This is a genomic window from Paracoccus endophyticus, from assembly GCF_003286075.1.
Classification (GTDB): Bacteria; Pseudomonadota; Alphaproteobacteria; order Rhodobacterales; family Rhodobacteraceae; genus Paracoccus; species Paracoccus endophyticus.
This window is the reverse complement of the sequence record NZ_QLUV01000003.1, coordinates 44,120-57,089: the sequence shown is the minus strand read 5'-3', so window position 1 is coordinate 57,089 and position 12,970 is coordinate 44,120. Positions and strand designations below refer to the sequence as shown.

General features: G+C 69.6%; 14 protein-coding genes and 2 tRNA genes. 12 read left to right on the top strand and 4 right to left on the bottom strand.

Features of this window, described 5'->3' with window-relative positions; genetic code table 11:
- Positions 1–35: 35 nt before the first annotated feature.
- The 12 genes from DPQ23_RS05235 (at position 36) to DPQ23_RS05180 (ending at position 8,246) form a co-directional block, all read left to right on the top strand.
- Entirely contained in the window at positions 36–1,121 is a 1,086-nt protein-coding gene (locus DPQ23_RS05235) for an anhydro-N-acetylmuramic acid kinase (RefSeq protein ID WP_112873648.1), read from the top strand.
- A gap of 137 nt (positions 1,122–1,258) precedes the next feature.
- The gene (locus DPQ23_RS05230; RefSeq protein WP_112873647.1) at positions 1,259–2,101 is read left to right on the top strand and encodes a PRC-barrel domain-containing protein; all 843 of its coding nucleotides are present in this window, start codon (positions 1,259–1,261) and stop codon (positions 2,099–2,101) included.
- A 160-nt stretch (positions 2,102–2,261) separates the two neighbouring features.
- Positions 2,262–3,479, top strand: coding sequence for a hypothetical protein (locus tag DPQ23_RS15355; RefSeq protein ID WP_162630644.1), 1,218 nt, complete (start codon positions 2,262–2,264; stop codon positions 3,477–3,479).
- A 175-nt stretch (positions 3,480–3,654) separates the two neighbouring features.
- Positions 3,655–3,731, top strand: a tRNA-Asp gene (locus DPQ23_RS05220).
- Positions 3,732–3,758: 27 nt separating this feature from the next.
- Positions 3,759–3,835: transfer RNA gene (locus DPQ23_RS05215), tRNA-Asp, on the top strand.
- A gap of 121 nt (positions 3,836–3,956) precedes the next feature.
- Positions 3,957–4,409, top strand: coding sequence for an SspB family protein (locus DPQ23_RS05210; protein ID WP_112873646.1), 453 nt, complete (start codon positions 3,957–3,959; stop codon positions 4,407–4,409).
- Between the two features lie 217 nt (positions 4,410–4,626).
- On the top strand, positions 4,627–6,024 hold the full coding sequence (gene fumC, locus DPQ23_RS05205; protein WP_112873645.1) for a class II fumarate hydratase: 1,398 nt from the start codon (positions 4,627–4,629) through the stop codon (positions 6,022–6,024).
- 1 nt (position 6,025) lies between these two features.
- Positions 6,026–6,376 (top strand): VOC family protein, encoded by a 351-nt coding sequence (locus DPQ23_RS05200; RefSeq protein WP_112873644.1) that lies wholly within the window; start codon positions 6,026–6,028, stop codon positions 6,374–6,376.
- Between the two features lie 11 nt (positions 6,377–6,387).
- Complete coding sequence (locus DPQ23_RS05195; RefSeq protein WP_112873643.1) at positions 6,388–6,597, top strand: DUF4169 family protein; 210 nt, start codon at positions 6,388–6,390, stop codon at positions 6,595–6,597.
- Positions 6,590–6,850 (top strand): ribbon-helix-helix domain-containing protein, encoded by a 261-nt coding sequence (locus DPQ23_RS05190; RefSeq protein ID WP_112873642.1) that lies wholly within the window; start codon positions 6,590–6,592, stop codon positions 6,848–6,850. Before DPQ23_RS05195 ends, DPQ23_RS05190 begins: the two co-directional genes overlap by 8 nt.
- Before the next feature lie 53 nt (positions 6,851–6,903).
- Complete coding sequence (locus DPQ23_RS05185) at positions 6,904–7,647, top strand: YebC/PmpR family DNA-binding transcriptional regulator (RefSeq protein ID WP_112873641.1); 744 nt, start codon at positions 6,904–6,906, stop codon at positions 7,645–7,647.
- A complete protein-coding gene (locus DPQ23_RS05180) occupies positions 7,644–8,246 on the top strand; it encodes a LysE/ArgO family amino acid transporter (RefSeq protein ID WP_112873640.1) in 603 nt (200 codons plus the stop codon). The genes DPQ23_RS05185 and DPQ23_RS05180 overlap by 4 nt, the downstream gene beginning before the upstream one ends.
- Here DPQ23_RS05180 and DPQ23_RS05175 read toward each other — a convergent pair.
- The 4 genes from DPQ23_RS05175 to thrS all read right to left on the bottom strand — a co-directional run bounded on the left by DPQ23_RS05175 (position 8,243) and on the right by thrS (position 12,838).
- On the bottom strand, positions 8,243–8,875 hold the full coding sequence (locus tag DPQ23_RS05175; protein ID WP_112873639.1) for a DsbA family oxidoreductase: 633 nt from the start codon (positions 8,873–8,875) through the stop codon (positions 8,243–8,245). The two genes, DPQ23_RS05180 and DPQ23_RS05175, sit on opposite strands and share 4 nt — an antisense overlap.
- On the bottom strand, positions 8,872–10,350 hold the full coding sequence (locus DPQ23_RS05170; protein ID WP_112873638.1) for a class I adenylate-forming enzyme family protein: 1,479 nt from the start codon (positions 10,348–10,350) through the stop codon (positions 8,872–8,874). The genes DPQ23_RS05175 and DPQ23_RS05170 overlap by 4 nt, the downstream gene beginning before the upstream one ends.
- 95 nt (positions 10,351–10,445) lie before the next feature.
- Positions 10,446–10,652 carry a cold-shock protein gene (locus DPQ23_RS05165; RefSeq protein ID WP_112873637.1) on the bottom strand — a complete coding sequence of 69 codons (207 nt, stop codon included), beginning with the start codon at positions 10,650–10,652 and terminating at the stop codon, positions 10,446–10,448.
- Between the two features lie 236 nt (positions 10,653–10,888).
- Complete coding sequence (gene thrS, locus DPQ23_RS05160; protein ID WP_112873636.1) at positions 10,889–12,838, bottom strand: threonine--tRNA ligase; 1,950 nt, start codon at positions 12,836–12,838, stop codon at positions 10,889–10,891.
- Positions 12,839–12,970: the final 132 nt, after the last annotated feature.

Here is a 12,970-nt window from a genome sequence, read left to right as displayed (position 1 = left end):
GGGATGCAAGGAAAAGCAAAGGCGGGGCAGGGCGGATGCTGGTCCTTGGGATGATGTCGGGCACCTCGCTGGACGGGGTGGACGCGGCGGTGCTGGACACCGACGGCGAGACGATCGCAGGCTTTGGCCGCACGGGCTTTCGCCCCTATGCGCCGGCCGAGGCCGACGTGCTGCACGCCGCGCTGGGCCGCTGGCCGGGCCAGCCGGGCGTGGCGCAGGCGGCGGCATTGTCCGTGGACGCCCACGCGGCGCTTGCCGCCGATTTCCCCGAGGCCGCGCTGATCGGCTATCACGGGCAGACGCTGGCCCACGACCCCGCCGCAGGGCGGACGCATCAGGCGGGGCCGGGGTGGCGGCTGGCGCGCGCCACCGGCCGTCGCGTCGTGTGGGATTTCCGCACCGAGGACGTGCGGCAGGGCGGCGAAGGCGCGCCGCTGGTGCCGTTCTTCCATCATGCGCTGGCCCGCTGGGCGGTGACGCAGGGGCGGCTGGACGCGGCGCCCGTCGCGTTCCTGAACCTGGGCGGGGTGGGCAACCTGACATGGTGCGACCCGCGCATTCCCCGCCCGCATGATGCCTGCGTGGCCTTCGACACCGGCCCGGCCAATGCGCCCCTGAACGATCTGCTGCGCGCCCGGCGCGGCCTTGCGCGCGACGAGGGCGGCGCGCTGGCCGCGTCCGGCACGCCGCGCGACAGCGTGATCGCCGATGTCCTGCGCCATGCGTATTTTGCCCGGCCCGCGCCCAAGTCGCTGGACCGCGACAGCTTTGCCGGCCTGGCGGCGGCCGTTGCACAGATGGACGACGCCGACGCCGCCGCAACGCTGACCCATGTCGCGGCGGCCGCGGTCGCGGCGGGACTGCCGCTGCTGCCCGGCAGGCCCACGCGCATTCTTGTGTGCGGGGGCGGGCGTCACAACCGGACGCTGATGGACGCGCTGGCCGCGCGCTGCGACGCCGAGGTGGTGGCGGTCGAGGTGCTGGGCGTGGACGGCGACATGATCGAGGCGCAGGCCTTTGCGTGGCTGGCCGCGCGGGTGGTCCGGGGCCTGCCGACCTCGGGTCCTGCCACGACGGGCGTCGCGCAGCCGGTCTGCGGCGGCCGCATCAGCGCGCCCTGATCCGCACCCCGCGGGCCGCCGCCGTGCAGGCCGCGGGCAGGCCCTGGGGGGATACGGGGGAACGAATGACGCGCAGGGCACGTTGAGGCCCCGATGCGCGGCGCAACACCCGCGCGGACGAAACTTGGAGAACGATCATGAAAGCATTGCTTCTTGCTGCAACCTCGTCGCTGGCGCTGACCGGCGTGGCCTTTGCCCAGACCGCCACCACCACCACCGACACCGCGACGCCGCCGGCCACCACCATTGAGCAGGCCGCTGACAATGCCGCAACGGCAACCGGAAACGCCGCCGCCGCGGCGGGCGATGCGATCGAAGGCGCCGCGGACCGCGCCGAGAATGCCATGGACGCGGCCGGCAACGCCGTGGACGAAGCGGTGACGACCTCGACGGCCGACACCGCCGAGGACGGCGCCGACCGGGCCGAGGATGCGGCCGATTCGGCCGAGGATGCCGCGGACGCGGCCACCACCGCCGGCGGTGCGACCACGACGACGACCGACACCACGACCACCACCACCGCGCCGATGACCACCACCACGACCGATGGCTCCACCGCGACCACCTCGTCGGACGCCACGGCTACGACCGGCGCCGCCGTGGTTGCGCCCGACGTCGATGCCCCGGTGATGACGGCCGACAACCCCGGCATGCTGGGGTCGTGGATCATGAACCGGCGCATCTGGACGACCAACCAGCCGTCCAGCACCGCATGGGCCGATTCGACCCTGACCGAGCGTCCGGCCGACTGGACCGACATCGCCAAGGTCGATGACCTGGTCGTCGATGCCGACGGGAACCTGCAGGGCTATATCGCCGACATCGGCGGCTTCCTGGGGATCGGCGCCAAGCAGGTGCTGCTGGGCAAGGACGCGCTGCACTTCGTCAAGATCGGCGACGACGCGTTCTTTGCCACCAACTTCACCAAGGAAGAACTTGAGGCGCTGCCCGACTTCGACGCCGCCACGGTGATGAAGTAACGCTAGGCCGCAGTCATCCCGTTGGTTTGAAAAGGAAAGGGCGCCGTTTTCGGCGCCCTTTTCGCTGATCGGCGGAACCTTGCCACCCGCAGCGTGTTTGTGTGCGAGGCCTGAAACACCGGCGGGCGCTCTCAAGAGAAATGACTGAAAGGGTAACCCGATGATCAAGCAACTGCTCGGGACAGCTGCCGTGCTGTCGTTCGTGGCTGGCGGCGCGCTGGCGCAGACCGCAGCCCCCGCAGACAACGATGCCGCAGCCGCAGCCGCAGCCGCCGACTCGGCGGCATCCGCCGCGCAGTCGGCCGCCACCACCGCCGAGGCGGCCGCCGATAGCGGGGCAGCGACCGAAGGCGCCGCGCCGACCGATGCGCCCGTGGCCACGGACGCCGCCCCCGGCGCCTCGACCGCGGTTCCGGTCGCGGGCGGCGGCCAGGTTGTCGTCCAGCAGGCCGAGCCTGTCGTGAACGTGGATGTCCCGACCCCGCAGGTGACGGTCAACCAGCCCGCCCCGCAAGTGACCGTCGAGCAGCCCGAGCCGACCGTGACCGTGACCCAGGCCCCGCCCGAGGTGACTGTCCAGCAGTGCGCGCCGACGATCACCGTCACCCAGGCCGAGCCGACCGTCACGGTCAACATCCCGCAGCCGATCGTGTCGGTCGCCATGGCCGACCCCGAGGTCAAGGTAGGCGAGACCACGCCGGTCGTGACCGTCGAGACGCCCGAGCCCATCGTCAGCTTCGTCGCGCCCGAACCGCGCGTCGTGGTCGAGGGGGCCGAGGCGCAGGTCAACGTCACCGAGGCAGAGCCGACCGTGAACGTGACCAAGGCCGACACGGCCGAGGTCCAGATCACCCAGAACCAGGCCGCCGTGACCGTCGATCAGGGGGGCGAGGCGCAGGTGACCGTCGCCGAGGCGCCGGAGCCGAACGTCCAGGTCGAGCAGGCCGGGCAGGCGCAGGTCGAGGTGCAGCAAGGCGAAGCTGCCGTGAACGTGACCGGCGCGGACACCCCGGCCAGTGCCGTGGCCGCAACCGACACGGCCGTCGCAGTCGCCCCCGTGATGGCGACCGACATTCCCGTGCGCGAGGGCTATACGCTGGTCGATCCGGTCGAGGTCACGAACCAGGGCCTTGACGGGCTGCAGGTCTTTGCCCCCAACGGCAGCAACTTCGACGACATCGGCGAGATCGACGCGTTCGATGCGGCGACCAACACCGCGATCGTGTCGGTGGGTGGCTTCCTGGGCATCGGCGAGCGTCAGGTCGCCTATCCGCTGGACCAGATCTCGTTCCAGCGCACCGCCGCGGGCGATCTTGAGGCTTATGTCGGCACGCCCGCCGACCAGATCCAGAACCTGCCGCCCCATACCGCCAACTGAGGCGGCACCGGCGATCACCGGCCGCCCCGCGCGGCCCTCAGGAACCCCGCGCCCTTCGCGCGGGGTTCCGCTTTTTCGGGCTCATGGGCAGGTGCGGCCAGATTGTCGCTTGACCTCATCTGCGGCGCTGCGTAAATCCCCGGCACCCCAGAGGCGATCTGGGTGTGGTCGCTGCGCGGTTGTAGCTCAGTTGGTTAGAGTACCGGCCTGTCACGCCGGGGGTCGCGGGTTCGAGCCCCGTCAACCGCGCCACCACCACCGATCGCCCCGGGCCGATGCGCGGTTGTAGCTCAGTTGGTTAGAGTACCGGCCTGTCACGCCGGGGGTCGCGGGTTCGAGCCCCGTCAACCGCGCCATCATTCCCCTGCCTTGCCCCTGACCGTTCCTGACCGCCGCCCGGTCTGCTTTCGGGCCGGCAGCCCTTTTCAATGCCCCCCGTTTCCTTATGCTGGCCGCGTTGAAGGCGGGGGATGACGGATGGCGCGCGAGATCGACTATGGCGGGATGATGCACCGCGCGATGCAGGGGCTGATCGCCGATGTCCTGCGGGGCGTGGCCGAGGAAGGCCTGCCGGGCGAGCACCATTTCTTCATCACCTTCGACACGCGCGACGAGGGCGTGCAGATGGCGGACTGGCTGCGCGAGCGGTATCCCGAGGAGATGACGATCGTCATCCAGCACTGGTTCGAGAACCTGACCGTGACGCACGAGGCGTTCACGGTGACGCTGAACTTCGGCAATGCCCCGGAACCCCTGTACATCCCCTTCGATTCGGTCCGCACCTTCGTCGATCCCTCGGTCGAGTTCGGCCTGCGCTTCGAGACGCAGGAGAGCGCGGACGACGAGGACGAGAGCGGACCTGACGCAGCCCCGGCCGACACGCCCCCCGGCGGGGCCGAGGTCGTGAGCCTGGACAAGTGGCGGAAATAGGCGCGTCTGCGCGGCATCGCGCCGGGCCGCATGCCGGAACACCCAACCGCGTCACACCGCAGCCGGCATCGGCAGGCGCAGCCCTGTCCTGATCCGCCCGGCGGGAGGCCAGCGCGTTATTGGGATGTGCCGCATACCACGGCATACCGATTGCGAATCCGGCGGCCCGGCCCTAGAACCCCCGCCAACACGCATAGCCGCCTGCCTGCGAGGGACCATGACCAAGACCACCCGTACCGAGACCGACAGCTTCGGCCCGCTGGAAGTTCCCGCCGACCGCTATTGGGGCGCGCAAACGCAGCGATCCCTGGGCAACTTCAAGATCGGCTGGGAAAAGCAGCCGGCGCCGATCATCCGCGCCCTGGGGGCGATCAAGCTGGCGGCGGCGCGGGTGAACATGGCCGAGGGCCGCCTTGATCCCGCCATCGGCCGGGCCATCGAACAGGCCGCGCAAGAAGTCTTTGACGGCCGGCACAATGACGAGTTCCCGCTTGTCATCTGGCAGACCGGCTCGGGCACGCAGACGAACATGAACGCCAACGAGGTCATCTCGAACCGGGCGATCGAGATCCTGGGCGGCGAGATGGGGTCCAAGAAGCCCGTCCACCCGAACGACCACGTCAACATGGGCCAGTCGTCGAACGACACCTTCCCGACCGCGATGCATGTGGCCACCGCGATGCTGGCCCGCGACGTGCTGCTGCCGGGATTGCGCCACCTGCACGCGGCACTGGCGGCGAAGTCCGAAGAGTTCAAGGACATCATCAAGATCGGCCGCACCCATACGCAGGACGCCACCCCGATGACGCTGGGGCAGGAGTTCGGCGGCTACGCCCATCAGGTCTCGCAAGGCATCATGCGGGTCGAAAAGGTGCTGCCCGAAATCTACGAGCTGGCGCAGGGCGGCACGGCGGTGGGCACCGGGTTGAACACCAAAAAGGGCTGGGACACGGCCATTGCGGCGGAAATCGCCAGGATCACCGGCCTGCCCTTTGTCACCGCGCCCAACAAGTTCGAGGCGCTGGCCGCGCATGACGCGATGGTGTTCTTCTCGGGCGCGCTGAGGACTGTTGCGGTCAGCCTTTACAAGATCGCCAGCGACCTGCGGCTGCTCGGCTCGGGCCCCCGCAGCGGCATCGGCGAACTGATCCTGCCCGAAAACGAGCCGGGCAGTTCCATCATGCCGGGCAAGGTCAACCCGACCCAGGCCGAGGCGCTGACCATGGTCTGCGCGCAGGTGATGGGCAACGACGCGGCCGTCGGCTTTGCCGGCTCTCAGGGCCACTTCGAACTGAACGTCTACAATCCGATGATGGCCTTCAATGTCATCAAGTCCCAGCGACTTCTGGGCGACGCGGCGGTCAGCTTCACCGACAACATGGTCGTGGGCACGCAAGCCAACATCCCGCGCATCGACCAACTGATGAAGGAATCGCTGATGCTGGTGACGGCCTTGGCGCCGACCATCGGCTATGACGCCGCGACACACGTCGCCAAGACCGCGCACAAGAACGGCACCACCCTGCGGGAGGAGGCGATCGCGCTGGGTTATGTGGACGAGGAAACCTTTGACAGGGTCGTGCGCCCGGAACTGATGGTGGGGCCCGAGGACTGAGATGCGCATCGTTCCCCAACTGATGTTCGAGGGCCGCGTGGACGAGGCGCTGGCGCTGTGGCGCCGGGCCTTTCCGGGAATGACCGTGACCCAGGGCACGCCCGTCGAGGTGCAGATCGCGGGCCAGTCGCTGCGGCTGCTGGACAGCGCCATTCCCGACGGGTTCGGGCTCACACCGTCGTTCTCGCTGACCGTGACCGTTGCCGAGGAGGGCGAGCTGCGCGCCATCGCGGACGTGCTGGGCGAGGGGGGCGAGGTGCTGATGCCGCTGGGGGCCTATGATTTTGCGCCCTGCTTTGTCTGGCTGGTCGATGCGGTCGGCGTCAGCTGGCAGCTGATCGTCAAGCCCTAGGCCGCCGGGCCATGAGCCGCGTCATCAACCTGCGGCAGGCGCGCAAGGCGGCCGCGCGCGCCGCAGACCGCAGGGCGGGCGACGAGAACGCCGCCCGCTTTGGCCGCACCCCGGCCGAACGCGCGGCCGAGGCCGAGGCGGCCGCCCGCGCCGCCCGCCACCTTGATGGCCATCGCCGCGACAGGGCCAGCGAGGGTGCGGACGACATCGCCGATGACTGAGCCGCTGGACCTGCCGCCCCTGACGCCGCCGGTCAAGCGATCCATCACCATCGACGGCCATGCCACCAGCGTCAGCCTCGAGGATGCGTTCTGGCGGGGCTTGGGGGCGCTGGCGCGGGCGCGCGGCACGACGCCCGCGCGGCTGATCGCGGACATCGACCACGGCCGTCCTGCCGACGTGGGGCTGGCGACCGCGATCCGGCTGGTGGTGCTGGCGCAGGCGCAACTTGCGCGTGGACCGGACGGCGACTAGAACCCGCCGCGACCGGCGGCGCGGCCGCCCATTGATGCAGGACGGGGTTCACCATGGCAGGCCATTCCAAATGGGCCAACATTCAGCACCGCAAGGGCAAGCAGGACAAGCTGCGCGCCAAGCTGTTTTCCAAGCTGTCCAAGGAGATCACCGTCGCCGCCAAGATGGGCGACCCCGATCCCGACAAGAACCCGCGCCTGCGCCTGGCCGTCAAGGAGGCGCGCGCCAGTTCCATGCCCAAGGACGTGATCGACCGCGCGATCAAGAAATCGCAGGGCGGCGACGCCGACACCTACGAGGAAATCCGCTATGAGGGCTATGGCCCCGGCGGGGTGGCCATCATGGTCGAGGCGATGACCGACAACCGCAACCGGACCGCGTCGAACGTGCGGTCCTATTTCACCAAGAACGGCGGGGATCTGGGGCAAAGCGGCTCGGTCGCGTTCATGTTCGACCGGGTGGGCGAAATCGTGTTTCCCGCATCAGTGGGCGATGCCGACACGGTGATGATGGCCGCGCTTGAGGCCGGGGCCGACGACGTCGAATCCGACGACGAGGGGCACTGGATCTATTGCGCCGACAGCGCGCTGGGCGACGTGGCGGCGGCGCTGGAATCGGCGCTGGGCGAATACCAGTCGGCCAAGCTGATCTGGAAGCCGCAGGCCCCCGCCGAGGTCGCCGACATGGAGGCCGCGCAAAAGCTGATGAAGCTGATCGACGCGCTGGAGGAGGACGACGACGTCCAGACCGTGACCGGCAACTTCGACCTGTCCGAGGACGTGGCCGCGCAGCTGTGACGCCGTCGGTCCTGGCCGGGCTTGCCACCGGCCTGTCGCTGATCGTGGCGATCGGCGCGCAGAACGCGTTCGTGCTGAAGCAGGGATTGCTGCGGCAGCACGTCTTCGCGGTATGCGCGTTCTGTGCGGTGTCCGACGCGGCGCTGATCGGCGCGGGCGTGGCCGGCGCGGGGGCGATCGCCCAGGGCGCGCCCTGGTTCCTGGGCGCGATGCGCTGGGGAGGGGCTGCGTTCCTGACATGGTACGGACTGCGCGCGCTGGCGTCCGCGTGGCGGGGCGGACAAGGCCTGCGCGCGGCGGGTGGCGTCGCGCCGTCGCTGGCGGCGACCTTGGCGACGATGGCGGCGCTGACCTGGCTGAACCCGCATGTCTATCTGGACACCGTCGTGCTGCTGGGCGCGGTGTCGGCCACCCAGCCCGACCGGCTGGGCTTTGCCCTGGGGGCGATGGCGGGTTCGTTCCTGTTCTTCTTTTCGCTGGGCTACGGGGCGCGGCTGCTGGTGCCGGTGTTTGCCAGACCCTCGGCGTGGCGGGTGCTGGACCTGCTGATCGCGGCGGTGATGCTGACGCTGGCCGCGGGGCTGGCGCTGGGCGGCTAGGCCGCCGCCAGTTCGTCGATGATGCGCCGCCAGATCTCGGCCGGCTGCGCGCCCGGCACGACATGGCGGTTGGCGATGATGAAGGTCGGCACCGCGCGCACGCCGCGTTCGCGGGAATGCGCCTCGGCGGCCGCCACGGTGTCGCGGTCGGCATCGCTGGCCAGCAGGCGGGCCACCACCGCGCGATCCATCCCCGCCGTCGCCGCGATGTCGGCCAGCACCGCGGCGTCGCCGATGTCGCGCCCCTCGCGCCAGTGCGCGGCCAGCAGCAGGGCCATCACGCGGGTCTGCGCGCCCTCGATCCCTGCCCAGTGCAGCAGCCGGTGCGCGTCGGCGGTCGACGGCTCGCGCGCGATGGCCGGCAGGTTCAGCGTGATCCCCAGCCGTTCCGCCGCCTGCAACAGCGGGCGGTGCGCGGCGACGATCCCGGCCTCGTCCCGGAACGTGGCGCGCAGATATGCGCCGCGATCCATGCCCTGCGCCGGCATGTCGGGGTTCAGCCGGAAGGGACGCCAGACGATGGCAAAGGGGTGGTCGGGGCGGCTGTCCAGCGCCAGGTCCAGTTCGGCCTTGCCGATCAGGCACCAGGGGCAGACCGGGTCCGCGAAGATGTCCAGCGATACCGTCATGGGCGGTCCCTTCTGTGCGCTTCCCGCAGGGCGCGGCGGTTGATCTTGCCTGTGGGCGTGCGGGGCAGGGCCTCGACCCGGACATAGTCGCGCGGCTGCTTGTAGCGGGCGAGCGCCGCCTCGGCCGCCTGGCGCAGCGCGCCGGCATCCGCCGGTCCGGTCCAGAAGGCGGCGATGATGGTGGCCCCACCGGGCACCGCCAGTTCCGTGGCCGCGACGTCGCCCGCGCCGGGGACGGGGGCCAGCACATCCTCGACCTCGGCGGGGGCCACGCGAAAGCCGCCGGCGTTCATCATGTCGTCGGCCCGGCCCAGGGTCGAGATCGCGCCGTCCTGTGCCATCACGGCCAGATCGCCGGTCAGGAACCAGTCGCCGGCAAAGCGGTCCGCCGTGTCTTGCGGCTGGCCCAGATAGCCCAGAAACAGCCCCGGATCGCTGCGATGAACGGCCAGCACGCCGGGTTGTCCGGGCGGCAGCGGCCGGCCTGCGTCGTCCAGCACCGCAACGCGCCGCCCCGGTTGGGGATACCCCGCGCTGCCGGGCGGCGCCGGGCGCGCAGGGCTGCCCGACAGGAAGGTCGAGCATTCCGACATTCCCATCGCCTCGTGCAGGTCCGTGCCGGTGCGCTGCATCCACGCGCGGCGCAGGTCGGGGTCAAGCCGTTCGCCCGCCGCCAGGCCGTGGCGCAGCGTGGCCACGGGCGCCCAGTCGGCGCGCAGCATCCGCCGGAACACGCCCGGCGCCCCGGCCAGGATCGTCGCACCGTGGCGCCGCGCCAGCAGCGGGATCTGCTCGATGGCCGTGCCTTCGGCCGGGATCAGGGCGGTGGCGCCGCGCGTCCACGGGTCCATCAACCCGGTGCCCAGCGTGAAGGTCCAGTTGAACGCCCCGGCGTGCAGCAGCCGGTCCGAGGGCGTCAGCCCGTACCAGCCGTCCATCATCATCTGCCGCGCCAGGATCGCGCGGTGGGCGTGCATCACGGCGCGCGGTTGCCCCGAGGTCCCCGAGGTGTAGACGATATAGGCCAGCCGCTCGGGATCGCCCCGGTCCCAGTCGGCCGGGGGCAGGCCGGCCATGGGCGCAAGGTCCGCGGCGCGCAGGATGCGGTCCTCCCCGTCAGGCAGGGGGACGCCATCGCCGCCGATGATCAGCGCAGGCTTGATGTCGCGGGCGATCTTCGTGACCTCGGGCGCGGTCAGCAGGGCCGAGGTCGGCACCGGCACCAGACCGGCCGCGATGCAGGCAAGATAGGTGACCGGGAACGCCGGCTGATTGCCGATCCGCAGCAGAACCCGGTCGCCCGGCCGCAGTCCGCGCGCCAGAAGCCCCGTGGCCGCGCCCCGCACGGCCGAGATCAGCCGTGCATACGACCAGCGTTCGGCCCCTGTCGGCGACAGGATCGCCATGGCCAGCTTGTCGGGTGTCGCATGTCCCGCGCGCAGGACGTGTTCGGCCAGGTTGAAACCGTCTGTCATGGCGCCGTGACTGCCGCTCTTTGCCGCCGCGGGCAAGGCGGTAACGAAAAGCGGCCCGCGTCGCCGCGGGCCGTGGTCAATCCGAGGTCAGCCGATCAGAGCAGTTTCAGGTCCGAGGCCGAGGCCCGGCCGTCGCGGCCCGACTGCAGTTCGTACTGGATCTTCTGGTTGTCGTTCAGGCCGGTCAGTCCCGCGCGCTCTACGGCCGAGATGTGGACGAACACGTCCTTGCCGCCATCATCGGGCGCGATGAAGCCGTAGCCTTTGGTGGAATTGAACCATTTGACGGTGCCAGTCGCCATGACCTTACTCTCCTTCAAGTCCTCGGGCAGCGAGATTGCCGACCGAGCCGTGCAGCCCTTTCGCAGTCCGGCTGCCCCGTGAAGGGAGGCGGTAGAAAGATATGCTCACGCGAGGGTGAGGATGCCCGAATCGCATCCGAACGCAAGACTCGTTTGGGGCGAAAGGTTGACGTTGCGTCACCCTTGGGCGGAATCCGACCGACGGGGCCTTGGGACGGCTGCTGGCCGCCTCGTCGTCAGCGCAGGTCCGGCGGCGTCCCCTCGGCCACAAGGGCTGCCACGGCATCGTCGAGCGTTGCCGACTCCGTGCCCTGCCGGTCCAGGCGGCGGATCGAGACGCTGCGCTCCTGCACTTCCTTCATGCCGACGGCCATGATGACCGGCACCTTGCCGACGGAATGCTCGCGCACCTTGTAGTTGATCTTTTCGTTGCGCAGGTCGGCCTCGGCCCGGATGCCGGCGGCGGTCAGGGTGGCGACCACCTCGGCCACATAATCGTCGGCGTCCGAAACGATCGAGGCCACCACGACCTGCCGGGGCGCCAGCCACAGCGGCAGCTTGCCCGCGTGGCTTTCGATCAGGATGCCGATGAACCGCTCGAAGCTGCCCAGCACCGCGCGGTGCAGCATGACGGGGCGGTGCTTGGCGCCGTCTTCGCCGACATAGGCGGCGTCCAGCCGCTCGGGCAGGTTCGGGTCCACCTGAAGCGTGCCGCATTGCCAGTCCCGGCCGATGGCGTCGGTCAGCACGAATTCCAGCTTGGGCCCGTAGAAGGCGCCTTCGCCCGGGAAAATCTCATAGCTGTGGCCGGCCGCCGTGACCGCATTGGCCAGGGCAGCTTCGGCATGGTCCCAGCTTTCATCCGAGCCGATACGCTTTTCGGGCCGGGTGGACAGCTTGATGCGCCATGTGTCGAAGCCGAGATCGCTGTAGATCCGCGACAGGAACTCGATGAAGCGGCGGGATTCGGACTCGATCTGGCTTTCGGTGCAGAAGATATGCGCGTCGTCCTGGGTGAATCCGCGCACCCGCATGATCCCGTGCAACGCGCCCGAGGGTTCATAGCGATTGCACGATCCGAACTCGGCCATGCGCAGGGGCAGATCGCGATAGGATTTCAGGCCGACGTTGAACACCTGAACATGGCAGGGGCAGTTCATGGGCTTCAGCGCGTTGACGGTCTTTTCGCGGGCATGCTCCTCGTCAACCTCGACGATGAACATGTTTTCCTGATAGTTTTCCCAGTGACCGGACTCTTCCCACAATGTGCGAGAGACGACCTGCGGCGTGTTCACCTCGACATAGCCGCCCGCGCGCTGGCGCCGGCGCATATAGTCCTGCAGCGCGACATAGATCGTCCAGCCGTTCGGGTGCCAGAACACCTGGCCCGGCGCCTCCTCCTGCATGTGGAACAGGTCCATCTCGCGGCCCAGCTTGCGGTGGTCGCGTTTCGCGGCCTCCTCCAGCATGGTCATGTGGGCCTTGAGTTCGTCGCGATTGCGGAAGGCCACGCCATAGATGCGCTGAAGCATCGGGCGGGTGTTGTCGCCCAGCCAGTAGGCGCCGGCGACATGGGTCAGGCGGAAGGCATCGGCAGGCAGTTGCCCCGTCGATTGCAGATGCGGGCCGCGGCACAGGTCCTGCCAGTCGCCATGCCAGTACATCCGCAGGTCCTCGCCCTCGGGGATGCGGTTGACCAGTTCGACCTTGAAGGGCTCGCCGGCGGCCTCGTAGTGGGCAAGCGCGCGGTCGCGGTCCCAGACCTCGGTGCGGACGGGGTCGCGGGCGGCGATGATCTGCTTCATCTTCGCCTCGATCGCGCCAAGGTCTTCGGGCGTGAAGGGCTCGGCCCGGTCAAAGTCGTAGAACCAGCCGTAATCGCGCACCGGGCCGATGGTGACCTTCACGTCCGGCCACAGCTCCTGCACGGCGCGGGCCATGACATGGGCAAGGTCGTGGCGGATCAGTTCCAGCGCCGGGACGGCATCCTTCATCGTGTTGATGGCGATGCGGCCCGACGACCGGATCGGCCAGGCCAGATCGACATGGTTGCCGTCCAGCGTGGCGCTGATCGCGTTCTTTGCCAGGCTGGGCGCGATCGAGGCGGCGACCTCGGCCGCGGTGACGCCTGCGGGATAGTCGCGGGCGTTGCCATCGGGAAAGGTCAGGGAAATCTGGTCGGCCATGTCTGGCTCCTCGTCGGTCTGGCGCCCACGGAACGCCCGGTTGCGGGTATGTGCCGGGGGTTTGGCGCGGCGCACGGGGCGTGTCAATGCGGGGGTTTCACACCCCCATCGTCATATACGACGATCCCGTGT

Coding starts and splice junctions, on each gene's coding strand:
- DPQ23_RS05235 (WP_112873648.1), top strand. CDS start 36: ATGCTGGTCCTTGGGATGATGTCGGGCACCTCGCTGGACGGGGTGGAC.
- DPQ23_RS05230 (WP_112873647.1), top strand. CDS start 1,259: ATGAAAGCATTGCTTCTTGCTGCAACCTCGTCGCTGGCGCTGACCGGC.
- DPQ23_RS15355 (WP_162630644.1), top strand. CDS start 2,262: ATGATCAAGCAACTGCTCGGGACAGCTGCCGTGCTGTCGTTCGTGGCT.
- DPQ23_RS05210 (WP_112873646.1), top strand. CDS start 3,957: ATGGCGCGCGAGATCGACTATGGCGGGATGATGCACCGCGCGATGCAG.
- fumC (WP_112873645.1), top strand. CDS start 4,627: ATGACCAAGACCACCCGTACCGAGACCGACAGCTTCGGCCCGCTGGAA.
- DPQ23_RS05200 (WP_112873644.1), top strand. CDS start 6,026: ATGCGCATCGTTCCCCAACTGATGTTCGAGGGCCGCGTGGACGAGGCG.
- DPQ23_RS05195 (WP_112873643.1), top strand. CDS start 6,388: ATGAGCCGCGTCATCAACCTGCGGCAGGCGCGCAAGGCGGCCGCGCGC.
- DPQ23_RS05190 (WP_112873642.1), top strand. CDS start 6,590: ATGACTGAGCCGCTGGACCTGCCGCCCCTGACGCCGCCGGTCAAGCGA.
- DPQ23_RS05185 (WP_112873641.1), top strand. CDS start 6,904: ATGGCAGGCCATTCCAAATGGGCCAACATTCAGCACCGCAAGGGCAAG.
- DPQ23_RS05175 (WP_112873639.1), bottom strand. CDS start 8,875: ATGACGGTATCGCTGGACATCTTCGCGGACCCGGTCTGCCCCTGGTGC.
- DPQ23_RS05170 (WP_112873638.1), bottom strand. CDS start 10,350: ATGACAGACGGTTTCAACCTGGCCGAACACGTCCTGCGCGCGGGACAT.
- DPQ23_RS05165 (WP_112873637.1), bottom strand. CDS start 10,652: ATGGCGACTGGCACCGTCAAATGGTTCAATTCCACCAAAGGCTACGGC.
- thrS (WP_112873636.1), bottom strand. CDS start 12,838: ATGGCCGACCAGATTTCCCTGACCTTTCCCGATGGCAACGCCCGCGAC.